The organism is Nostoc sp. UHCC 0251, from assembly GCF_034932245.1.
GTDB lineage: Bacteria > Cyanobacteriota > Cyanobacteriia > Cyanobacteriales > Nostocaceae > Nostoc.
Window position 1 is genome coordinate 1 of record NZ_JAYGHD010000033.1, and the last position, 21,893, is coordinate 21,893.

The 21,893-nt window shown below is 42.4% G+C and carries 28 protein-coding genes; 8 read left to right on the plus strand and 20 right to left on the minus strand.

Translation table 11 applies throughout. From position 1 onward, the window contains the following. Positions 1 to 34: 34 nt before the first annotated feature. The 4 genes from VB740_RS06655 to VB740_RS06670 form a co-directional block, all read right to left on the minus strand. Positions 35 to 292, minus strand: a complete 258-nt coding sequence (locus VB740_RS06655; protein ID WP_323199260.1) for a DUF4288 domain-containing protein — start codon at positions 290 to 292, stop codon at positions 35 to 37. Positions 293 to 340: 48 nt separating this feature from the next. Continuing rightward, the gene (locus tag VB740_RS06660; RefSeq protein WP_323199261.1) at positions 341 to 730 is read right to left on the minus strand and encodes a putative toxin-antitoxin system toxin component, PIN family; all 390 of its coding nucleotides are present in this window, start codon (positions 728 to 730) and stop codon (positions 341 to 343) included. After that, positions 696 to 944, minus strand: a complete 249-nt coding sequence (vap15, locus tag VB740_RS06665) for a type II toxin-antitoxin system VapB15 family antitoxin (protein ID WP_323199262.1) — start codon at positions 942 to 944, stop codon at positions 696 to 698. The genes VB740_RS06660 and vap15 overlap by 35 nt, the downstream gene beginning before the upstream one ends. A 128-nt stretch (positions 945 to 1,072) precedes the next feature. Next, on the minus strand, positions 1,073 to 1,369 hold the full coding sequence (locus VB740_RS06670) for a tetratricopeptide repeat protein (protein WP_323199263.1): 297 nt from the start codon (positions 1,367 to 1,369) through the stop codon (positions 1,073 to 1,075). A 560-nt stretch (positions 1,370 to 1,929) separates the two neighbouring features. On the opposite strand from VB740_RS06670, the gene VB740_RS06675 reads away from it, so the two are divergent. Beyond that, positions 1,930 to 4,956 carry an SMC family ATPase gene (locus VB740_RS06675; protein ID WP_323199264.1) on the plus strand — a complete coding sequence of 1,009 codons (3,027 nt, stop codon included), beginning with the start codon at positions 1,930 to 1,932 and terminating at the stop codon, positions 4,954 to 4,956. Here the strand turns inward: VB740_RS06675 and VB740_RS06680 are convergent. From VB740_RS06680 to VB740_RS06690, 3 genes are all read right to left on the minus strand, one after another. Further along, positions 4,953 to 6,425 (minus strand): peptidoglycan-binding protein, encoded by a 1,473-nt coding sequence (locus VB740_RS06680; protein ID WP_323199265.1) that lies wholly within the window; start codon positions 6,423 to 6,425, stop codon positions 4,953 to 4,955. The two genes, VB740_RS06675 and VB740_RS06680, sit on opposite strands and share 4 nt — an antisense overlap. 231 nt (positions 6,426 to 6,656) lie before the next feature. After that, positions 6,657 to 7,166: an SH3 domain-containing protein gene (locus VB740_RS06685; protein WP_323199266.1), complete on the minus strand. Its 510-nt coding sequence runs from the start codon at positions 7,164 to 7,166 to the stop codon at positions 6,657 to 6,659. Positions 7,167 to 7,292: 126 nt separating this feature from the next. Then, entirely contained in the window at positions 7,293 to 8,804 is a 1,512-nt protein-coding gene (locus tag VB740_RS06690) for an AAA family ATPase (RefSeq protein WP_323199267.1), read from the minus strand. Positions 8,805 to 9,023: 219 nt separating this feature from the next. Here VB740_RS06690 and VB740_RS06695 point away from each other — a divergent pair, with 219 nt between their 5' ends. The 3 genes from VB740_RS06695 to VB740_RS06705 all read left to right on the plus strand — a co-directional run bounded on the left by VB740_RS06695 (position 9,024) and on the right by VB740_RS06705 (position 9,990). After that, positions 9,024 to 9,200, plus strand: coding sequence for a type II toxin-antitoxin system HicB family antitoxin (locus tag VB740_RS06695; protein ID WP_323199268.1), 177 nt, complete (start codon positions 9,024 to 9,026; stop codon positions 9,198 to 9,200). A 203-nt stretch (positions 9,201 to 9,403) separates the two neighbouring features. Then, positions 9,404 to 9,625: an AbrB/MazE/SpoVT family DNA-binding domain-containing protein gene (locus tag VB740_RS06700; protein ID WP_323199269.1), complete on the plus strand. Its 222-nt coding sequence runs from the start codon at positions 9,404 to 9,406 to the stop codon at positions 9,623 to 9,625. Further along, positions 9,625 to 9,990 carry a putative toxin-antitoxin system toxin component, PIN family gene (locus VB740_RS06705; protein ID WP_323199270.1) on the plus strand — a complete coding sequence of 122 codons (366 nt, stop codon included), beginning with the start codon at positions 9,625 to 9,627 and terminating at the stop codon, positions 9,988 to 9,990. The genes VB740_RS06700 and VB740_RS06705 overlap by 1 nt, the downstream gene beginning before the upstream one ends. Before the next feature lie 41 nt (positions 9,991 to 10,031). On the opposite strand, the gene VB740_RS06710 is transcribed toward VB740_RS06705, so the two are convergent. From VB740_RS06710 to VB740_RS06745, 8 genes are all read right to left on the minus strand, one after another. After that, a complete protein-coding gene (locus tag VB740_RS06710; protein ID WP_229471383.1) occupies positions 10,032 to 10,175 on the minus strand; it encodes a hypothetical protein in 144 nt (47 codons plus the stop codon). A 145-nt stretch (positions 10,176 to 10,320) separates the two neighbouring features. Further along, positions 10,321 to 10,839 (minus strand): DUF177 domain-containing protein, encoded by a 519-nt coding sequence (locus VB740_RS06715; protein WP_323199271.1) that lies wholly within the window; start codon positions 10,837 to 10,839, stop codon positions 10,321 to 10,323. Positions 10,840 to 11,041: 202 nt separating this feature from the next. Continuing rightward, positions 11,042 to 11,569 (minus strand): protein jag, encoded by a 528-nt coding sequence (locus VB740_RS06720; protein ID WP_323199272.1) that lies wholly within the window; start codon positions 11,567 to 11,569, stop codon positions 11,042 to 11,044. After that, positions 11,566 to 12,717: a membrane protein insertase YidC gene (yidC, locus tag VB740_RS06725; RefSeq protein WP_323199273.1), complete on the minus strand. Its 1,152-nt coding sequence runs from the start codon at positions 12,715 to 12,717 to the stop codon at positions 11,566 to 11,568. The genes VB740_RS06720 and yidC overlap by 4 nt, the downstream gene beginning before the upstream one ends. 226 nt (positions 12,718 to 12,943) lie before the next feature. Continuing rightward, the gene (locus VB740_RS06730; protein ID WP_109009000.1) at positions 12,944 to 13,336 is read right to left on the minus strand and encodes a PH domain-containing protein; all 393 of its coding nucleotides are present in this window, start codon (positions 13,334 to 13,336) and stop codon (positions 12,944 to 12,946) included. After that, entirely contained in the window at positions 13,323 to 13,745 is a 423-nt protein-coding gene (gene rnpA / locus VB740_RS06735; RefSeq protein WP_323199274.1) for a ribonuclease P protein component, read from the minus strand. Before rnpA ends, VB740_RS06730 begins: the two co-directional genes overlap by 14 nt. A 26-nt stretch (positions 13,746 to 13,771) precedes the next feature. Continuing rightward, complete coding sequence (gene rpmH / locus VB740_RS06740) at positions 13,772 to 13,906, minus strand: 50S ribosomal protein L34 (protein WP_094327629.1); 135 nt, start codon at positions 13,904 to 13,906, stop codon at positions 13,772 to 13,774. A gap of 191 nt (positions 13,907 to 14,097) precedes the next feature. Beyond that, entirely contained in the window at positions 14,098 to 14,610 is a 513-nt protein-coding gene (locus tag VB740_RS06745; protein WP_323199275.1) for a DUF2808 domain-containing protein, read from the minus strand. Between the two features lie 760 nt (positions 14,611 to 15,370). On the opposite strand from VB740_RS06745, the gene VB740_RS06750 reads away from it, so the two are divergent. The 3 genes from VB740_RS06750 to VB740_RS06760 all read left to right on the plus strand — a co-directional run bounded on the left by VB740_RS06750 (position 15,371) and on the right by VB740_RS06760 (position 18,352). Further along, positions 15,371 to 16,543, plus strand: coding sequence for a Re/Si-specific NAD(P)(+) transhydrogenase subunit alpha (locus VB740_RS06750; protein WP_323199276.1), 1,173 nt, complete (start codon positions 15,371 to 15,373; stop codon positions 16,541 to 16,543). Between the two features lie 112 nt (positions 16,544 to 16,655). Further along, on the plus strand, positions 16,656 to 16,949 hold the full coding sequence (locus VB740_RS06755; protein ID WP_323199277.1) for an NAD(P) transhydrogenase subunit alpha: 294 nt from the start codon (positions 16,656 to 16,658) through the stop codon (positions 16,947 to 16,949). Beyond that, entirely contained in the window at positions 16,946 to 18,352 is a 1,407-nt protein-coding gene (locus tag VB740_RS06760; protein WP_323199278.1) for an NAD(P)(+) transhydrogenase (Re/Si-specific) subunit beta, read from the plus strand. The genes VB740_RS06755 and VB740_RS06760 overlap by 4 nt, the downstream gene beginning before the upstream one ends. A gap of 134 nt (positions 18,353 to 18,486) precedes the next feature. Here VB740_RS06760 and VB740_RS06765 read toward each other — a convergent pair whose 3' ends face one another. The 3 genes from VB740_RS06765 to VB740_RS06775 form a co-directional block, all read right to left on the minus strand. Continuing rightward, the gene (locus VB740_RS06765; protein ID WP_323199279.1) at positions 18,487 to 19,050 is read right to left on the minus strand and encodes a hypothetical protein; all 564 of its coding nucleotides are present in this window, start codon (positions 19,048 to 19,050) and stop codon (positions 18,487 to 18,489) included. Positions 19,051 to 19,315: 265 nt separating this feature from the next. Beyond that, positions 19,316 to 19,765 (minus strand): nucleic acid-binding protein, encoded by a 450-nt coding sequence (locus VB740_RS06770; RefSeq protein ID WP_323199280.1) that lies wholly within the window; start codon positions 19,763 to 19,765, stop codon positions 19,316 to 19,318. A 6-nt stretch (positions 19,766 to 19,771) separates the two neighbouring features. After that, positions 19,772 to 20,098, minus strand: a complete 327-nt coding sequence (locus VB740_RS06775; RefSeq protein WP_323199281.1) for a hypothetical protein — start codon at positions 20,096 to 20,098, stop codon at positions 19,772 to 19,774. Between the two features lie 510 nt (positions 20,099 to 20,608). On the opposite strand from VB740_RS06775, the gene VB740_RS06780 reads away from it, so the two are divergent. Next, positions 20,609 to 21,019: a DUF4351 domain-containing protein gene (locus VB740_RS06780; RefSeq protein WP_416289358.1), complete on the plus strand. Its 411-nt coding sequence runs from the start codon at positions 20,609 to 20,611 to the stop codon at positions 21,017 to 21,019. Positions 21,020 to 21,104: 85 nt separating this feature from the next. Here VB740_RS06780 and VB740_RS06785 read toward each other — a convergent pair whose 3' ends face one another. Continuing rightward, entirely contained in the window at positions 21,105 to 21,458 is a 354-nt protein-coding gene (locus VB740_RS06785; protein ID WP_323199282.1) for a type II toxin-antitoxin system PemK/MazF family toxin, read from the minus strand. 22 nt (positions 21,459 to 21,480) lie between these two features. Further along, on the minus strand, positions 21,481 to 21,717 hold the full coding sequence (locus tag VB740_RS06790; RefSeq protein WP_323199283.1) for a hypothetical protein: 237 nt from the start codon (positions 21,715 to 21,717) through the stop codon (positions 21,481 to 21,483). Positions 21,718 to 21,893 lie beyond the last annotated feature (176 nt).

Consider the following 21,893-nt stretch of genomic DNA (forward strand, 5'->3'; position numbering starts at 1 on the left):
CCGTTTTTAAACGGGGGTTCCCGAACCTGCAACCCTAAACCTGCAACCCTCTGAAGTCTATTACTTGCTGCAAAGACCAAGTAATAATTTCTCCATTTTCATTTGTATAGCTGACGGTTTCATTTTTACTATAATTCAAAGCCTTTACTTTTGCTTCTTCTAAAAAAGCGGCTTTAATCAAAACAAAGCTTTCTTGGTACAAAGGTTGATAATCAGGTTTATCTGAAGATGATTTGTAGAGAATTTTAGCAATATAGAATAATTTTACTTGTTCTGCACTTTCAATTTTCATCCCATATTCTCCACAGCTACTTTTTGAATCTACTATCATCCAATAAATCTATAATTTCAGTAAAAAGTTTTGGTAGGTAACAATTTCAGTATTTTCAAATTTTGCAATTTCTAATAAATCTTGATCGCCTGTAAGTAAAAAATTAGCATCGCTATCTTTTGCATCCCGACAAATATAAACTTCGGAAATTATATTTATAAATAAACCAATAGTTCGCAAAATTTGAATTAATTCATTGACTTTGTTAGGCGGAAAATATTTTTGTAACTTAGGACGTTGAGTAACCAATATAATTTCTTTTAATATCTCTTCAGAAACTACCACTTGAATTGTTTCTTCAAGTAAAAGGTTTTGTAGTTGTTTTAATTCCTTACCAATTAGAAAGCTAATCCAAAGATTAGTATCAATGATTATCTTGATTGTTTTGTTTTCTGGCATAAATTTGAGAACGGACTAATTCTACTTCCTCTGTAATTTCCTCTAAAGATAATTCATCAGTTTGAAATACTTCTAGTAACTGCGTTAACTTTTTATTCAAGGTTTCTTTTTCTAGCTCTTTGCTAAGTAACAACTTTTCTGAATCAGAAAGTTGTTTAACTAGGGTAAGAATTTGCTCAAATGTCAATGGGAGTTGATAGGTATTTTGCAACATAGTTCCAAATGTTATTTTCTCTTAAATTTATGTTCATCACTATTCCTACACCTTATTTTAACGCCGGAACCAACTGCGTACCCAACGCCAGAACCGACGCAACCACACCCAAAACCCACGACGGGAGACTACAGCGTTTTTGGTTGAGAAAGACGCTCAATTGCATTGTTGCAATCTTGCACATCAGCATCAAGTCCCATCGCCTGATAAAGTTCACGGGCATTGCGATAAGCACCCAGCGCGTCTGATTCTCGGTTGAGGTTTTCTAATGCCTCACCTAAATTAAACCATGCGATCGCTTCAGAATTGCGATCGCCAATTTCGGTAGCGATATCCAAAGACTGCTGCAAGAACTCTATCGCCTGTTGGTACTGCCCCAGAGAAAAGTAAGCATTAGCCAAATTAGCTAAGGATTGCCCAATCATCTCTCATCTCGATACTGCTCAGTTAAGAAGATTTCTAGCGACTGTTTTAAAAGTCAAGCGATCAGGAGATTCATGAAAGCGATGCCTACGGCGGGCTATTCGGCGTTGCACCTGTGTACTTGATCGAGGTGCGATAAAGTTTGAAGTACCTCAACACGACTTTGAAGTACCTCAATACGACTTTGAAGTACCTCAATACGATTTTCAAAGTATTGCCACTCTTCTATGAATTAGGACTTACGCACGAGTTACGGGATAACGAACCACAGAGGCGCAGAGGACACGGAGAAATCAGAGTTTGAGAGATATTTTGCGTAAGTCCTATGAATGTTTTTTCTCAGATAACAGGCAGAAATAACAAGAAACCTCTACAGAACTTTCATTTTTCTCCAAAGACAGCAAAACTTTTTCATGCAACAAGAGAAATTTGGTTATTCTATTGTTAATTTTTGTAAAATTGATGTCTTCAAGACTAGAAACCTGATATCTAGATAGCTAAACTAACAAACAGTGCATCTGTACTGTTAATTATTAAAAGTAGATGTGGCGCTATAGCGTGAATGATCCCAGTACAACTTATCCTCAAAAACTTTCTTAGTTACCGTGATGCAACTTTAGATTTTCGTGGTTTGCATACGGCTTGTATTTCGGGTTCCAATGGTGCGGGTAAATCTTCACTTTTGGAAGCAATCACTTGGGCAATTTGGGGTGAAAGCCGTGCCACTGCTGAAGATGATGTGATCTATTCTGGGGCGAAAGAAGTTCGAGTTGATTTTACTTTTCAAAGCAACCAGCAAAAATATCGCGTGATTCGTACCCGAATTCGGGGAGGTACTAGCGTTCTGGAATTTCAAATAGAAATACCATCTGGGTTTCGCTCACTCACTGGCAAAGGGGTAAGAGCAACCCAAGATTTGATTCTAGAACACATCAAGCTCGATTATGATACATTTATTAATTCTGCTTACTTACGTCAAGGGCGTGCAGATGAGTTCATGCTCAAACGCCCGACGGAACGCAAAGAAATTTTAGCGGAGTTGTTGAAGCTCAATCAGTACGATGATTTGGAAGAACGGGCAAAAGAATCTTCTCGTCAGTTCAAAGCCAGGGCAGTAGAGTTAGAGCGTTCTTTAGAGTCGATAAAAATTCAGCTGCAACAACGGGAGACAACCCAAGCGCAAAGAGTCGAGTTAGAAGCCGAACTCAACCAACTGCAACAGGTGCAAGCTTTTGATAATATTCAATTGCAAAGTTTGCAAGTTGTCCAGCACCAGCGCCAAAATTGGGAACAACAACTCAATTTTATAAAGCAGCAATACCAAAATCTTAGCCAAGATTGCGATCGCCTCCAACAAGAACAATCAGCTATTGGCTCTCAGCTATCAGATTTAGAAAAAATATTACACCAAGAAGCTGAAATTAAAGCTGGATACGCCCAATATCAAAGTCTCCAATCTCAAGAAGAAGCCTTTGCTGCCAAATTTGAAGAATACACCCGCGCCCAACAAACTCGCCAACAAAAGCAACAACAGCTTACCAAACAAATTCACGAAATCGAACGGCAACTACAACAAGCCCAAGCCCAAATCGAAGCTTTGCAGCAACAAGAGCGAGATATTCAACAAACTCTGACTAAATCAGGTGAAGTAGAAGCTGCTTTGTCACAGCTAACCGCAGCCCGTCACCATGTTGCGCGTTTAGATCAACTGCAAATGCAAGTTACTCCCTTGTTGCAACAACGAGCAACTTTACAAAGCCAACTCGATCGCACTCATGCTGGTTTAGTAGCGCGACTCGAACAACTCCAAAATACTGAGAACCAATTGCAACGCCAGCACCGCCGCCAACCGCAACTGCAACAAGCGGTGATGGATGTGGCAATTCAGATTGAGGAACTGGAGAAAAAGCGGGTTTATCTACAACGAGTGCAGGAAAAAGGGCAAGAAAGGCGGCACTTTATCGAACGTCTGCAAGCTCATCAACGGGATTATGAAAAACTGCTGGGAGAATTAGAGCAGAAATTGCAAATGCTCCAAAATCCTGAAGCACTTTGTCCATTATGCGAACGTCCTTTAGATGAACATCACTGGAGTCGGGTGGTGGAAAAAACCCAGGCTGAGTTAGAGGATACTCAAGGGCAGTTTTGGGTAGTGCGGGAACAAATGGCTGTGTCAGACAGAGAAATACAGGTACTTAGGCAGGAATATCGGGAAATTTCCCAACAATTGGCGGGCTACGATGGTTTACGTGAACAACGGGGACAATTGGCAGCACAGTTAGAAGCTACAACTGATGTCCAACAACAGTTACAACAAATTGCTGCTGAAAAACAACATTTAGAGCGATCGCTCCAAGCTGGTGATTACGCTCCTGATAAACAAGCTGAACTCCGGCAGCTAGACCAATATCTGCAACAAGCTAATTATAATGAACAAGACCACGCCCTTGCTCGGAGTGAAGTTGAACGGTGGCGATGGGCAGAAATTAAACAAGGGCAAATTAAAGATGCTACTAAACGACAAGCGCAACTATTAGCCCGAAAACCAGAATTACAATCCCAAATTGCTCAATTACAACTCAGAATCCAGCAAGATCAGACTGATTCTGAATGTGCTAAACAAATCGCGGCTCTTGAGCGTCACATTACCGAAATTGGCTACAGTTCCGAGCAGCACAACAATCTGCGTATGGCTGTCCGTCAAGCTCAATCTTGGCATTTGCGGTATCAACAACTGCTGTCAGGCCAGCAGCAATATCCGCAACTCCAAATGAGATTGCAAGACTTAGAGGAATCCAGAAGCGCCAGAGTAACGGAACGGCAAAAACTCGGCGGACAAATTGAAAGCATTATCCAGCAATTACAAGCAACAGCTAACCCATCTGCCCAAATTCAAGCTTTAGAGCAGCAGTTAGCAATCCGCAGACGGCAACTCGATGAGCAAATATCCAAATTAGGGCGTTTGGAACAGCTGGCGCTTCAACTGGAAACGCTGCAAATTCAGTATGAACAACAGCAGCAGCAACTACAATCTTGCAAGCAGGAATATCGTGTTTATCAGGAATTAGCGCAAGCCTTTGGTAAAAACGGTATCCAAGCACTAATGATTGAAAATGTGTTACCGCAACTGGAAGCCGAGACAAATCAACTACTTTCGCGGCTGAGTGGTAATCAGTTTCATGTACAATTTATTACTCAAAAAGCTGGGCGCAGTGCTAAATCAACTAAGAAAAATGCCAAGCTGATAGACACCTTAGATATTTTAATCGCCGATTCTAGAGGGACGCGATCTTATGAAACTTACTCTGGTGGAGAAGCTTTTAGAATTAACTTTGCCATCCGTTTAGCTTTAGCGAAATTATTAGCGCAACGGGCGGGGGCGGCGTTGCAATTGTTGATTGTGGATGAAGGTTTTGGTACACAGGATGCCGAAGGATGTGATCGCTTGATTGCAGCGATTAATGCGATCGCTTCCGATTTTGCCTGCATCCTCACTGTCACCCACATGCCTCACCTCAAAGAAGCTTTCCAAGCCCGGATTGAAGTGAATAAAACTCAAGAAGGTTCCCAATTGAGTTTGTCAATTTAATTGAATTTTACCCGTGCATCAAGACCTAATGAGCGGAGCTTTTTCGTTAGGGTTTCTGCTTGGGCGCGATCGCTAAATGCCCCAGCATTCACATAATCCCCTAGACTGGATTGCTCTGTGACAGCATCAGGTATATATTGTTGCACTTTAATCAGAGTATCATTATTGGAAATTGGTATTATTACTCTGTAAGGCTTATTAGCAACTAATGTGTTGCCATTGTTAACAGGCACTACATAGCCACCAGTAGGAGGTAAATAACGATTAGTTTGAGGTGCTACAAAGTCATTGGTAACAGGTGCTACATAGTCGTTAGTCTCAGTTAATACATAACCATTAGCCTCAGCGTAATTGCCCCCAGTCGTGCTATTTAACCCTAAGGCTTGCCAAGTTTGCCAATCTACATTTCCAGTAGAATTAAGTCGAGAATATTGCTGGAATGCAATCACAGATTCTCTGGTGTAATCATTGAAAAAGCCATCAGGATTGGTATTAGAGAAACCCAACCGCGATAAACGCTCTTGGACTAATCTGACGTTTTCTCCCTGATCGCCTACAGTCAGATAATTTCTGCTTGGTTGTTGAGTAGCATATCCACCTGTGGAGGCTCTACGCACTGCTTGTAAAACTTGAGCATTGGCTATGCCATCAACAGGTAGGCGATAACTTCGCTGGAATTGCATGACAGCCTCTCTAGTCATTGGGCCAATATTCCCAGTGGGATTAGTATTAAAAAAACCTAGCTGCTGCAAACGCGCTTGTAGTTCTCTCACTTGTTGAGTCGAGAGACTTGATCTGCCTGGAGTCGGAGAGGAACCCTGTAGTGCGTTCCAAGTTTGTTGATTCACAATCCCGTTAGCAGATATGCGATATTTTCGCTGGAATGCAATTACAGCATCTCTGGTCATTGGACCAAAATTTCCAGTGGGATTAGCACTCAAGTAGCCTAACTGCCGCAGACGCTGTTGCAATCTTGTCACGGCCGTACCAGTGTTGCCTTGAGAGAGAGTGGGATATTGACCACTTGGCCTACGCAATGCGCCACTTGTATTTCTGCTAGCAGTTCTACTTTGACAGGCTCGTTGCAAGGCTCGTTGCGTATTAAGACCCACAACTCCATCAGCAGGTATTCTGTTGGCTTGCTGAAATTTGATTACAGCATTTTGAGTCAGGCTAGCAAATTTACCTGTCACCGGGCCGTTAAAGTAACCTAACTTTTTTAAACATCTCTGACTACTGGTAACTTCAGCCCCATTACTTCCTATTTTTTGAAGTGCAAAAGCTTGCCCGGCTAAACTCAGAAGCCCCGTAATCATGGCCACAGACAAAAGACGCATCGCCGCACCACTAGATAACTTTTTCCAATTCAAAAATTTGAAATTAGTTACGCTAGGAACAACCTTGACGCTTTCGGATGCCTCGTAGACTGAGGCAAGCTTGGTTAAATAGCTATCTACCCCTGTTTCCACTTGTTTTTTTTCAAGTTATGACTATACAGAATTATATCAATTCCTCTGTGTTATGCTTGCTTTATGTATTTTTATTTACAAGTAGTTTAACTAGAGAGTGGGGAGATGAGGGAGCAGAGGGAGCAGGGGAGCAGGGGAGAAGTTGTAGTAAGTTTTCCCCTCTGCCCCTCCGCCTCTCTGCCCCTCTGCCTCTTGTACCCAATGCCCCATGCCCCATCCCCATACCCATACCTATTGTTCATCAACTTTTTCAGTATTACCTGCTTTCACCCAACCTTCTTGTTCGCTACCTTCCAAACGTATTTTTTGCCAGCCTTTATCCTCGCTTTCTTCCAAAACAATAATTTTTTCATTAAAACCAACCCCTCCAATCTTTTCAGCTTGTAGATTTGGTTGCGATCGCAAACTCAAGCCTTCAGCCCAATTAACACGCCCTCGGTAAGCTCCTGATGGCAATGGTTTTGCTGATGGGGTAGCCTTTGGTGATTCTGTGGGAGCGGAGGTTGAGCTTGGGGATGATTCAGCCTTTGTCCCAGGTGTAAGGCCGGGTTTAGCTCCTCCAGGTTCAGTTGCTTTGGGAGCTTGGGCTTTCACTGAAGGACTATCGTTGGAATAAACTGGTTTGGCAGGAGGGATGCCCGTGCGATTCATGAAATAGAGTGCAATTGCAGCGCCGCCACCGATTAAGATAGCGATCGCTAAGAAAAACCCAAGTATAAATTTTGTTAAGCCAGACAACATAGTTAAAACCTGATCACCAGTGGTAAATAGTCAATAGTCAATAGTCAATAGTAATTCATGATTAACTGTTGACTATTGACTAGCAATTATTAACTAATCAATTATTGTAGCTACTGTTGAATGGGTTCACGTAGTGCGCCGGAGGCGTTCGCTCAAAGGATTGTGTTTAGATGCTAAACGCGCTCTCCCAGCAGCAGCCCATTCCTGGAGTTGCTGAATTTGCTCTACGGCAGTTCGCGCCAAGGGGATGATCTGACTGGCTGCTTCTAAAATGTCGTCGGTAGCAAAGTCGCGGTTTTGGCTAAATCCAATATGCATCGCTTCAATTAAAGTTTGCTCAATCTCTGCCCCAGAAAAATCGGGCGTTTCATAAGCTAATCTTTCGATGTCATAACTTTTTAAGTTATGGGGGCGCAATCGGGATAAATGAACATCATAAATTGCTTTTCTCTCTTCTTGGGTGGGCAATCCCACAAAGAAAATTTCATCAAATCGCCCCTTACGAAGCATTTCCGGCGGTAGGGCTTGGATGTCGTTGGCGGTAGCGACGACAAAAACGGGTGAGCTTTTTTCGGCTAGCCAGTTAATAAAAGTACCAAACACACGGCTGGCTGTTCCTGCATCACCTTTGCTACCAAGTCCGGCAAAGGCTTTATCTATTTCATCAATCCACAAAATACATGGAGCGAGGGCTTCAGCTACTTGGATCATTTGGCGAGTCCGAGATTCTGATTCACCCACCAAACCACCAAATAACCTTCCCACATCCAGACGTAGCAAAGGTAAATGCCAGTGATGAGCGATCGCTTTTGCAGTTAACGATTTACCAGTTCCTTGAATACCCACCAACATTAAACCACGGGGGTGCGGTAATCCGTACTGTCGCGCCTTATCAGTAAATGAGCCTCCCCGACGGATCAGCCAGTCTTTCAAGTTATCGAGTCCGCCGATATCAGAAATTTGCTCAGTGGCGGGGTAGAAGTCCAGGATTTGGGTTTGGCGGATAGTTTGGCGCTTTTCTTCCAAAACGAGATCCACGTCTTCTGGTTGCAATTCTCCGTGGGTAGCGATCGCTTTTGCCAAAACCCGGCGAATCCTTTCCATCGAAAGTCCTTGACAAGATAGCACTAAGTCATCTAAAACTTTGCCAGAAAGTGAGTTACCAGTACTTTGTAACAAACGATCTATCTCAGTTTTAATTTCTGCGGCGGCGGGCAAGGGAAACTCTACGACTGTCAGCACTTCGGTTAAATCGTCAGGAATGGCGATGCGTGGCGACAGTAGGACAATATTTTTTGGTTGCGATTTGAGAAGTCTGGACAGATTGCGGAGTTTGCGGGCGATCGCTACATCATCTAAAAAGCGATGATAATCTCGGAGAATTAATACCGCAGGTGCGGAAGCTGGTAATTTTTCGATAAATTCTAAAGCTTGTAGGGGGTTACGTCGCCCAAACCCCACATCATTGGGGTTTCCTTGATAGCCATCGACAAAATCCCAAGTATAGACTGGGCGATTACCCTGGTTGGTTGCTTCTTCCCGGATAGCTGCTTCTACCCGTTCTTCCTCATAAGTGGGAATATAAATCAAAGGGTAGCGGGCGCGTAGCAGCAGTTTAAACTCTTCACGGAAGTTCATATTTAGGTGTGGTTATTTGTTCTTCTCTCATTGTTCAGCAAAATATTAGGCGAATAGAATTCACTGCTATACAAACAAAGTCCACCTCCGTGGACTAACGAAGAATCAAGATTTTTATAATACACTTAGACGTAAACATTTCTGAATTACCTTTTTCGTTCATATCTCGGCTAAATGCCTATTTGCATCAGGTATTTGAGTTTTGATTAAGGCATAATTATGGGGAAAGTGAATCTAGTATCGCTGTCTATGAATCTTCAAAGAGTCACAAGTTTGAATAGGCTGTCTCTTCATGTTCTGGTTGAACAGGCATCCGAGGGGCATTTTATCGCGTCAGTGCCAGAGTTGCCTGATTGTGTAGCCGAAGCTAAAACCCGTTCGGATGCGATCGCATAGTTAGAGGAACTAACCAAAGAGTAGGTTTATGGGTGGCAGGAGTCACCCACGTTTTTTATAAATTTCCGAAAACTGAAAGCCGTTTATCAAGTCTTTTGTCAGAAAAGCTGTTTCTGTGATTGGGTTTTAGATTTAGTAAGGTAAAATGTATATACCCAAGTAAGGAATCCTTACATTTGATAGCAAAGGCTAGGAGGCAAGTCATGCTCGCCAAGTTAACTTCTAAAAATCAACTAACCCTGCCTAAAAGTATTACTCGTGAAATCGGTGAGGCTGAGTATTTTGAGGTAAAGGTGGAGGGAGGGCAAATTATTCTGACTCCTGTAAAAATTCAGCGGGCTGATGCAGTTCGATCTAAGCTGGCGGATTTAGGAGTGAGTGAGCAGGATGTGGCTGATGCAGTGGCTTGGGCGCGTCAATCGTAATGGTTTGTTCCCGGGTGGTAATTGATACTAATATTATCATCTCGGCGCTGATATTTGGGGGCAGAGTATCTAGGCTTCGTTTGGCATGGCAGGACGATCTCTTCACTCCGCTGGTTTCTAAAGCGACAACAACTGAGTTAATCCGAGTGCTGGCTTATCCAAAGTTTAAGCTCACGCCAACTGATCAAGAAGATTTACTATCGGATTACATACTCTTTTGTGAAGCTGTAGCGATACCTGGCCGCTTGCCTGTAATTCCTGAATGTCGTGATCCGTTTGATGTGGCTTTTTTACTTTTGGCTGTGGTCAGTGAGGCTGATTATCTCGTGACCGGCGATCGCGATTTACCTCAGTCTAAAAGATAATTTTTCTTGCCCGATTATCACGGCTGAAGATTTTCTAAATGTTATTGATGGTCAGTCACCCTAATTTTTCCGGTGATGCCTTGTAAAAGTGGTATTTGTTGCCATAAGTTTTCCCACTGCTTACAGAAGTCATCTACATCACAGAATATTTGTGTAATGTCGAGCCGAGATACAATAGTAGACATAAACTTTGCGATCGCATCTTACAAGCCTCGTATATTTACCACCCATGCTGTCTCTGTCGAGTTAATATTCCCGAAAGCGATGCCTACGGCGGTAAACTACGCGCGGGCGGGAAATCACAGAATTTGAGGCATAAGCAATAGGCTATTAGCTCGGAAGTTGCTTTTTCAGAGCTTCCAGAGAAGCCCAACGGTTATCAACTGGAGTTTCAGGACTATCAGAATTATCAACTGTACTACTTACAGGAATACCTGGACAATTCCGACTGCATAACTGGCGCAGGGGTACTGCCAAGCACATCTGTTCATACAGCCATTCGTTGGGATAAAAATAACCATCGGGTGGTAGGGTTTCCAGCAACTCTTCCATAGTCACTTCCCGCTCTAGGGGCAAGTCATTTCCCTGATTTGCAGTTTCATCTAACCAGATGATTTCTTTCGTATCAAGCCCTAAACGTCGATTGTATTGCTGCAAACAGCGGTTGCAGGTACAAGTAATAATTGTTTCTGCCTGAGCGGACACTTCCAAGTAATTGCCATGATGCTGCACGCGCACATGACCGCGAACTGGTGTCAACGTTTCCAGACCAGGCAGAAATTCCTGAACCTGAACTTCCTCTGTCCGCTCCGGGGCTTTAGCTAGCTGCGGAATATAAATAGCGTCCATAGGATTTGTGAGACATTCTCACTAAAAATTTATCTTGATTATCAGCAATTATACTGATGTTATATCTTTATTTTAGCTTTTAGGAACAAGAGGAATTTTGAAATTATATAGCTATAAACTTCAATAAACTCCTAACTCTGCCAATTTTAGATTTTGGATTTTGGATTGAATCTAAAATCTAAAATCCAAAATTGAACAACTCCTAACTCCTAACTTCTTCCAAAGAAGCTGGTCGCACAACCAGATGACGATGTGGCTCTTTACCGCGACTGAAGGTTTCTAAATCTCCAAACTCCTTCAAGAAGGTATGGATTTGCCGCCTTTCAGCAGAACTGAGGGATTTGATTTCCACTTCTCTACCAGAAAAGCGCACTTCATCGGCTGCTGCTTCTGCTAATGCGCGAATTTCGGCTTCTCTTTTAACCCGGTAGCCGTTCAACTCAATAGTGTAAGAGGCTTGTTCTTCCGGGGGTTGGCTCAGGTTTAAAACCGAATTTGCTAGATACTGAATCGCATCTAACACAGAACCATCAGCACCAATTAATACCTGGATTTGTTCTGTCGTTAAATTAGTTTGATCGATTGTTAACCAGTAGTTATCTGGTTCTGGGGAATCGCCCTCTTGAGATTGGGCAGTTTCTAAATGACCCTGAATTTCAGCAGGTATTCCAGTGAGTTCCAGCAGGGATTTTAACCACTGCTGACCTCGCTGCATGGGAATATTGCTCATGATCCCCCTGTTGCCTTTTTCTTGGCACTTTTTGGTTCAAATGGCAATGCCTTTTGTTCTGCGATTACTGCTTCTTTCTCTTGGGTTGCTACGATTTTTTGCAGTTCTTCTGGTAGAGGTTCGCGGGACAGAAGATAAGTTTGTGCGGTTTGGAAAATATTACCAATCACCATATACATCAGCACCCCAGCTGGTAAGGGGAAGAACAAAAACATCCCAGAAAAAATAACTGGAGTGATTTTGTTAACTGTATCCTGCTGCGGATTGCCACCACTGGAATTTTGTCCAGAAAGCATTTGGCTAACATAAAGGCTGATTCCAAAGGAGACGATCATGGCGACGATATCCCAGTGGATTGTGCCATCTGGATCAGTTGCGCCAACTCTGCCTAAGGCATCAATAAATAGAAAGCCTTTGTCTGCTGCTAGTCCAGGAATTGTTCCTTGAATAGTGACTTCTCCAGGCTGCAATGCTTCTACATTGCCTTGGGCATCAATTTTTACCCTATCTTCACCTTTGGTAATTTTCCAATCAGGAATGAGCTTATTTTCTGGGTGTTCTGCTAAGAGTACCTGAAATGGTTTGCCCTCAACGGTCTGATATTGGATCTTAGTTTGTTCTCCCACCGCCAGTTTGTTACCACTGGGAAGGATGGCAGCTACTTTAACGTGTTCTCCATCAGCAATGTAAATATTTTGAGGAGCAGTTGCAAAGGCTTGCGGTTGAATTTGTTCGATTTGTTCTGCGGGTAAGATTTGCAGGTTAACGCTGTAGTTTGCACCTGCAAAAGGCGAACCCCGCAAAGTGGCAAACAGCGCTAATAAGACCGGCATTTGTACTAGTAATGGAAAACAGCCAGCCAAGGGGTTGCCAAATTCTTTTTGAACATTGACCATTTCCTCTTGCTGCTTTTGCGGTTCATCCTTATAGCGCTCTTTGATTTCTGCCATCCGCTTCTGCATCAGAGGTTGTACAATTCGCATCTTCCGCATGTTGCGAATTGAGCCAGCACTCAGGGGATAGAGCGCGAAGCGGACTATCAGGGTCAAAGCAACGATCGCCAATCCGTAGCTAGGCACTATACCATAGAAAAAATCTATGATTGGCAGCATCACGTTGTTCGAGAGAAAGCCGATACCAAAATCCATTATTCTGAATTCAACCTGAGGTACTGTAAACTGACTGAATCTAATTTATCTAAATCATAAATTATGTGCGACTACCCTTCGCTACGGATAGCCGCACATCCAAAAAAAGGGAGTGGGGAGTGGGGAATTGGGAGTAGTATGTAGTTTTTGGTAAGTGGGAAGTTCTTAACTTTGGATCTTATCTGAGTAAATTTTGCATTCCCTATCTCCCTACTCCCTACTCCCATCACTTATTAGCAGCGGCGCTATATTCAGGATTTTTCGCAGCAATTCTTTCGTTGATGTAGTCATAAACTTCCCGAAACTTGGGAATTGCCCGCAATTCAAGACGACTGCCGTTTCTTAGGGTTAGTACCATATCTCCCCATAAGCCAATGCCACGGGGGACTGTGACGACTTTGACAATTTCTGAGTAAATTATGTCAGTGCGATCGCGTCCCTGCCAACCTCCTGTCACGGTAATCCGGCGATCGGTGATGCGGAAACGCAGCCACAATGCTCTGACAATTGCCCCGACTGTTAATGGTATCCCAACAATGGTTAGCCCAATCAACAGGTTGACAATTAAATCCCCAATATGGGGACCACCTTCATAATAAACATCTTCACGAATTCCCATCGAACACCTCAGCTTGTGCCAACAACTGCTCTAATTCTTGCAGAAATTGTGGGCTTACGCACTTAGATTCTACTGTTGTGGGTTTGACAATGAACACTAACCGCCATCCTGGTGATAATTTGGGCAGCAATTTGTGTAAAGCAGAAGCAATTTGCCGTTTTATTCGGTTGCGAACCACTGCCCTTTTGCTGACTTTCGTGCTTATGGAAATGCCAATTCGCGTGCTGGCAAGATGTGCTGAGTCACTTGCTTGTGTAGTCTGGGTGGCAGTGTCCAAAGAAGGTTTTGTTGAACATAACGGCTTTAAAGCTCTCAATGTTAAATAAGAGCCATGACGCCGAATCCCTTCCCGGAAAACTGCCTGAAAATCCTTGCGGGATTTTAGCCGATTTGCTTTAGGCAAAGCCACAGATGTTCTTTTAGCTTAGATCCGCCCTAAACGCTTAGACGATGACGCCCCTTTCTTCTCCTGGCGCTAATCACGTTTCTGCCGTCTGGTGTCCGCATTCTGGCGCGAAAACCCGACGTTCTTTTTCTCTTACGGCTAGTGCCGCCTAGTGTTCTTTTCATACTCTTCTCCTCTTAGGTGATTTTTATAAAAACTCACAATCTGCAATTTTATCACTTTATTAAAAAATAGGGAATGGGGCATTGGGCATTTGGCATTGGTCAATATCAATATTATTCTTCTTCTTCCCCTGCTCCCCCTGCTCCCTCTGCTTCCCCTGCTCCCTCATCTCCCCACTCCCCACTCCCTACTCTTAATTGATGCTCAAAATCCATGTTCCCATGTAGCGCAATAATGGCACATCACCAGGCGAGAGTACTTGACAGTTAAAATAGTAAATTCCACCGAATGCTGGGTTTTTCACGTTAGATAAGACTACCTCAACGGCACTACCTGCTGGCACCGGCTCTTGAGGGAAAATATTAATCAGCTTACCTTCTTTGTCCCACTTCACTTCAGAAAGCGGAACTGCTTTGCCTTTGACTCTGACTTCAATCTTTTTCTGGTCAAAAGTTCCTTTGTAATAGTCAGGGTAGTTAATGGCAAATTGACCAACTGCCAATTTCATTCTTTTGGCTGGGATTCTCAATATGTATCGATCCCAAGCATTAGCTTGTCCACCAAAATCTAACCGGAAGGGCAGTTGATTTTCGCTTTTGACGCCGCTAAACAGCGTAAATCCAGGTAAACCTTGTGCCCAAGTCAGGGCTGGAAATACAGTCACTAAACAGCTAGTCACGGCTAAAGCGGAAAGTAAACGTCGCATAATTGGGTTTCCTCTACCAAAATATAAATCTGTTATCTAAATAACCGTGTGTTAGTATTCGTTACTAAAGTTTACTACTCACTCCCTGACAATTGACGTTCAGTAACAACAAAAAGTGCCATCCTACCTGATGTTTGGACGTTAGTAAAATTACTTAGTTATAAATTTAACGGTAAATCGATTTACTTCATTACCCTTACAGGGTGCTAATTTGATGACTAGATTGGTCAAATTTTGAACTACATAGAAACACAGTTGGGATTGGATTATATTTCTAAATATGTATAAGTGTATCTAAATTTGAGAATTTTGTTATAAAAATTGAGGCGTGTCATCAGCGATCGCCAGTTAAGTTGGGCTAAATTGATTAAAATAAGTTGGAATCAAAGTCGTAATCATTAAAATTTGATTTGGAAATTATAAAGCCTTCAAAATTGGGTCAATATTACTCTATAAGAAAGGAATACCAAAATTTCTCAATCCCGAAAACAAGCTGAAGATAAAGATGCAAAATTTGGGAATCAATTTAGGATGTGCAATACGTAACCCTGTTTGCAACTATCTGAGAATATGACATCTGCGAACGGCAAAGTCAGGCTTTGCCTGGACAGCTAAGAGTGGGAGAGGAAAGATTCAAGGTTCAATCTACAAGTAAAATTCATGGCTGATGTTCCTGCCTAAGTACTATGAGCGCGGGACACGCCTCATCTAGACAATCGCTTACTTGGCAGAGATTAGGTATTTATCTTCAGGAGATTTCATGAGAATAGCAGTTGCTAAAGAAATTGAAGTTTGTGAACGTCGTGTGGCATTAATTCCTGACACCGTTGCTCGATTGGTAAAACAAGGTTTGGAAGTGTGGGTAGAAGCAGGTGCAGGAGAGCGATCTTTTTTCAGTGATCCTGACTATGAAGCCGCAGGAGCGACAATAATCAGCGATACTGCCAAATTATGGGGTGAAACAGATATTCTATTAAAAGTCAGCCCACCACAAGAACGAGAAGATGGACGCTCAGAAATTGATTTGTTAAAGGAAGGGGCTGTATTAGTAAGTTTCCTCAATCCTTTAGGAAATCCCGTTGTAGCACAGCAACTAGCAAATCGGAAAGTCACAGCTTTGAGTATGGAGATGATTCCCCGTACCACCAGGGCGCAAAGTATGGATGCTTTGTCCTCACAAGCTTCATTAGCAGGTTACAAAGCAGTATTAATTGCCGCAGCTGCATTACCAAAATATTTCCCGATGTTAACCACAGCCGCAGGCACGATCGCTCCAGCGAAAGTATTTATTATGGGTGCTGGTGTAGCCGGATTGCAAGCGATCGCCACCGCTAGACGCTTAGGAGCAGTGGTAGAAGCCTTTGATATCCGTCCCGCCGTCAAAGAAGAAGTGCAAAGCTTAGGGGCAAAATTCGTTGAAGTCAAATTAGACGAAGAAACGGTTGCTGCTGGCGGTTACGCCAAGGAAATCTCTGAGGCTAGCAAACAACGTACCCAAGAAGTTGTCGCCGAACACATTAAAAATTCTGATGTAGTTATTACCACCGCCCAAGTTCCTGGGAGACAAGCACCACGGCTAGTTACAGAAGAAATGGTAGCACAAATGAAACCAGGTTCAGTAATTGTAGATTTGGCTGCTGAACAGGGTGGTAACTGCGCCTGTACCGAACCCGGCAAAGATATTGTCTGGAACGGCGTAACAATTATCGGCCCCATCAACCTCCCATCATCGATGCCAATTCACGCCAGCCAATTGTATGCCAAGAACGTCACATCGTTGATGCAATTGCTAATTAAAGACAAAGCTTTGCAGGTAGACTTTAGCGACGACATCGTTGATGCAGCTTGCGTTACCCATGCAGGTGAAATTCGCAATCAACGAGTGCGGGATGCGCTACAAGCATCGAATACTCAACAACCAGCGGTTAATTAGGGAATTGAGGATGAGGAAGCAGGGGAAGTAAAGGCAGATAAGGGAGAAGAACCAATGCCCCACGCCCAATGCCCAATGCCCCATTCCCACTTACAAAAGGAGTTTTGATTTCATGACAGAGGCATTACTTGCTGCTTTGTTTGTATTTGTTTTGGCATCTTTTATCGGTTTTGAAGTCATCAACAAAATCCCACCGACTCTACACACACCGTTAATGTCAGGCTCAAACGCGATTTCTGGAATTGCGGTACTTGGAGCAATAGTTGCTGCTGGTGCAAAAGACACAAGTGTGTCAGTAATTCTCGGTTTGATCGCTGTAACACTAGCGACAATCAACGTTGTGGGTGGTTTTTTAGTGACAGACAGAATGTTGCAAATGTTCAAGAAGAAGGAGATTAAGGCGTGAGCGACTTTTTACCAACTGGCATTCAGCTGACGTATTTAGTCGCTGCATCATTATTCATTCTGGGCTTAAAAAAGCTGGGATCACCTGCTACAGCGAGAAACGGTAATATTGTAGCGGCTGTGGGGATGCTGCTGGCGATCGCAGCAACAATGCTTGATCAACATGTGTTGAACTATCAGATGATATTGTTGGGCTTGGCGATTGGATCGGGAATTGGTGCGATCGTTGCCTACAAAGTCCAAATGACTGAAATGCCCCAAATGGTGGGTTTACTCAACGGTTTGGGCGGCGCGGCTTCTGCTTTAGTAGCCGTTGCTGAATTCTGGCGGTTGTTAGATAGTTCTCAGCCGATACCCCTAGATGTCAACATTTCCATGCTGTTGGATGTGTTAATCGGTGGTGTTACCTTCACAGGTAGTTTTCTCGCCTTTGCCAAATTGCAAGGTTTAATTAGCGGTTCTCCGATTACATTTCCATTCCAGCAACCATTTAACCTCTTGCTTTTGGGTGCTTATATAGTAGGTAGTGCCTATTTAATCATCACACCAGATAGCTTACCCATATTCTTGGGAGTGGTTGGCGTTTCATTGGTGCTGGGCGTGATGTTCGTCATTCCCATCGGTGGCGGCGATATGCCAGTAGTAATCTCGCTGTTGAACTCGTTGTCAGGTGTGGCGGCGGCGGCGGCTGGGTTCGTGGTGATGAACAATATGTTAATCATCGCTGGTGCTTTGGTAGGAGCATCTGGCTTAATCCTCACCGAGATTATGTGTAAGGCGATGAACCGCTCCTTATTTAGTGTGTTGTTCAGCGCTTTTGGTACAGGTTCTAGTTCTGGTGGTGGTGCTGCTAGTGGTGGTGCAACCGATCAAAGCGTCCGCAGCATCGATCCTGAAGAAGGGGCAATGATGTTGGGTTATGCCCGTTCTGTGGTAATTGTGCCCGGTTATGGTATGGCGGTTGCCCAAGCGCAACATAGCGTCCGGGAATTGTCGGATCAGTTAGAAAAAATGGGCGTTGATGTCAAGTATGCCATTCACCCCGTTGCTGGTAGAATGCCGGGGCATATGAATGTATTGCTGGCAGAGGCAAATGTGCCTTATACCCAGTTGTATGACATGGATGATATTAATCCCCAGTTCGATCAAGCGGATGTGGCTTTAGTAATTGGGGCAAATGATGTTGTAAATCCGGCGGCGCGGAGTGATACAAATAGCCCAATTTATGGTATGCCGATTTTGGAAGTAGATCGGGCGAAGCAGACAATTGTGATTAAGCGCGGGATGAGTACGGGTTTTGCCGGTGTAGATAATGAGTTGTTCTACAAGGATAAAACGACTATGCTTTTTGGTAGTGCGAAGGATATGGTGGCGAAGTTGGTTTCGGAAGTGAAGCAACTTTAGGTTAAATATTTGAATTTATGGGGGTATGTTTTTCATACCCTTTTTCATTTTAAATTACAATTTATTGTTCTGGAATAAGTATTTTTGATGTAGCATAAAAAGCTTGTTACGATTTTTTTAATTCAATCAAGTCGCTATCCATTGATATTGCCTAATTTAATTCTTATTGAACGTGAATTACCAAAGCCTGATGAGTAGTAGTAAAGATGAGAATATCTTTCCCTGAGTTCTTCCAAAGAAATTCCTAAACGACTTGCTACGTCTTCCTCCATAACAAAATTTTGTTCTTTATTGATAGATTGAATAGCTCCTGCCAAAAGTAAACGTTTAAATTTTTTTCCGTCCAAAGTGTGGAGGATTACAGAATTTTCTACAGAATTACTATTTTTATCTTTTCTTTTAAGCCTCTCTTCATTCCAATAATTTTTCCAACATAAATGTACTCTCCAAGGAGACCCTAAGCTATCAAATAAAACTGAATCACCAAAACCATTAGTGTGGTAAAAAACTTCATCTCCACACCACCAGCATTTTGTCGGGTAAGTCTCAGCATCTCTAATTTCGTTAACTATTTTATTAGCTAAGACTTTATCAGCTATTGTAGTGTTATCTGAAACTGTACTAGCTCCGCCGCCCCCATAAGATCCACCGCCCCAACCACAATCACATCCTGGTGGGTGATTCCATGCATTACACATAATTTTGGCATTCTACTGTTTTATAGATATTATTTTAAATAATTAACATAGATTTACTCACTATTGAGGCTAATTTAGATTCTTTTATGAAAGGAAATTTACTTTAATCTAGCTACCTCTTCTCCTCCTTTGCGCCTCTGTGGTTTCTTAAAAAAGTGATCGTCTGAAAAATCTCCACACTCTTCCTCTGTGTGCTCTGCGCTTGGAGTGGTTCGTTAAAAAAGCGATCGCTAAATCTCCACGGTGCGATCGCTCGGTTCATTTTCTAAATTTCTTGCCATTCTCTAGCATCAATAAAAATAGATAGATGTTTTTTGTTGCTTGTGGCAATAATAACCTCATGTCCATAATTAGCAACTAAAATAGATTGAGATGCCAAAATTACATCACCATCTAAAGCTTTATTATCTGCTGTCGATTTACCTTGATTTCTGACTTGTGCCCATAACTCTGCGGCTTTCAACATCACTTCTGTTGTAATAGGAAGATAGATAATTTCTGACTTGAGTTGATTAAGTTTTCTAATTCCTGATAATTTATTTGCCCTTAATAATTCCCGTCTAATTTCATAATCTATAATTTCTGGTAAAATTACTTCATATCCTCTCTCAAATAGCGTATAAAACCATTCTTGACATTGCACAGCTAGAGGCGTTGCTTTTGGATTAGTAATTAATCCCACAGGTGCAGAATCTAAGATAATAACCTTACTCATCCTATTTTAAATAGAAATGCCTTTCATCGATTCAATAATTTCTAAAGTTTGTTGTTGTTCTTCTTGTTCATCTAACTCATTCCATGAATCAAATATTTTTTTGATGTTTATTTTCCTTTCTTGTTGTTTGACGGCATCACTCTGATTAATTTCATTAAGAGCATTTTCCCAGCTATTTAATGATGTCTGTTTCATCGTTACACTTTGACGAAATAGACGGACAATTTTTAGTAATTCTGGTACATATTCTTCTGGAGTTTGCTGAATTTCTAATAATAGTTCAGCGCGGGGTGTAGTTGATGATTGTGCTGTGAGCGGTTGATTATTGTTCATAAATACCTTGCAAGTAGATAATTTAAAAACATGAGTAGATATTAATCAGTTTTAGTACTGGTAGTTATATTATATTTTAGCGTGAATAGCTATTTTAGTTTACTGAGAACGTCCCGACGCTGACATGGTATTGAGCTGATCAAGAATCGGTTTCTAATCGAGTACACCTATTGCGTGAGATAAAAAAGCGATCGCTAACTTTTTATTGAAATGCTTAGGGAAAGCCCCCCGCAGGCATCGCCCTCTTCTTCCTTCCTCTGTGTTCTCTGCGCCTCTGTGGTTCGTTAAAAAGAGCGATCGCTAAATCTCTACAGTGCGTAGGCGATCACTCATCAAAACATGATATAAATTTGACATGATAGACCACGATCGCCTATTCAAAGAACTATTAACAACCTTCTTCTGGGAATTCATCGAGTTATTTTTTCCAGAGATAACAGCTTATCTGGAACGAATTGGCGAGAATATCTGCAACAGCAAAATCCCGTAGCTAGTGCGCTCATGGCTAAAATGAACATAGCGCCAAAAGACCGTCCCAGAGTAAAATCTGAGTGTATGCGCCTGTTAGCTACCTTACAGCTAGATCCAGCGCGAATACAATTGATTTCCGGGTTTATTGACACCTACCTACGGCTAAATGCTCAAGAAGAAGAAATTTTCCAGACTGAAATTGCTCAATTTGAACCAACTCAACAGCAGGTAGTTATGCAAATCGTCACCAGTTGGATGGAATCAGGGATACAACAAGGAGAGTTGAAAATAATCCAGCGTCTATTAACAAAGCGAATTGGTGTAATTACTGCTGAATTACAAGAGCGGCTGCGCGGGTTATCGTTAACTCAGTTAGAGGATTTAGCGGAAGCCTTACTAGATTTTTCCACTGAAGCTGATTTAGTGGCTTGGTTGCAACAGCAGCAATAAGATATTTATTCCACAATGTGTGCGATCGCTCTCTCCTTCCTCTGTATCCTCTGCGCCTAATAAGGTTCGTTAAAAAGAGCGATCGCTAAAATATTGGGTGAGAAATATTTAAGACAACAGCTAATGCCTGACAAACAAGTTGCATTTCTGAGTCGGAGAGTTGACCTAGTTTTCTGACTAATCTTATTTCTGAAACTGAACGTATTTGAAAAGTATCTACACCAGAAACTTTAGCTAAACTGTTCTCTGTGCTTGGTTCCAGTCGCACCATCCAAGGTCTAACAGCATATCTTTCTTTCCAATCTGTAACTGGGACAATAACCTTCAAAGGCAAAATCCCAATAGCATCATCATTGACTATGATACAAGGACGTTTTTTGCTAATTTCTGTCCCTACTGTTGGATCTAAATTAACTAACCAGACTTCACCTCTATACATAATTTCCTGAGTTGTGGAAGTCTTAATCTGGATAGTCGCAAAAGTCTTCTCCCTCTAAGTCAGAGAATATATCTAATTCACTACCAGGTACATAATCTGCAATAGCTGTCACTGCCGCTAGTGTTAATTGGCGTTTTTGCTCATCTTTGGTAAGTGAGTGTTTTTCTTGAAGAACTAATTGCAGCGCTGACTCAGCTACCTTCAGGCGATCGCTTATGCTCAGGTTTGGGAGTGCTTGGAGAATTTCTTTAGTTTCCATATTAATTCATAGAGCAACTTATATTACTAATGCTAGTGAAATTATAATAAGCGATCGCCTGAAAAATCTCTACAGTGCGTAGGCAAACGCGAGTGCGTCTCCAAGAGTTGCCTGCCAAAGGCATCGCTATCTTCTTCCTCTGTGTTCTCTGCGTCTCTGTGGTTCGTAAAAAAGAG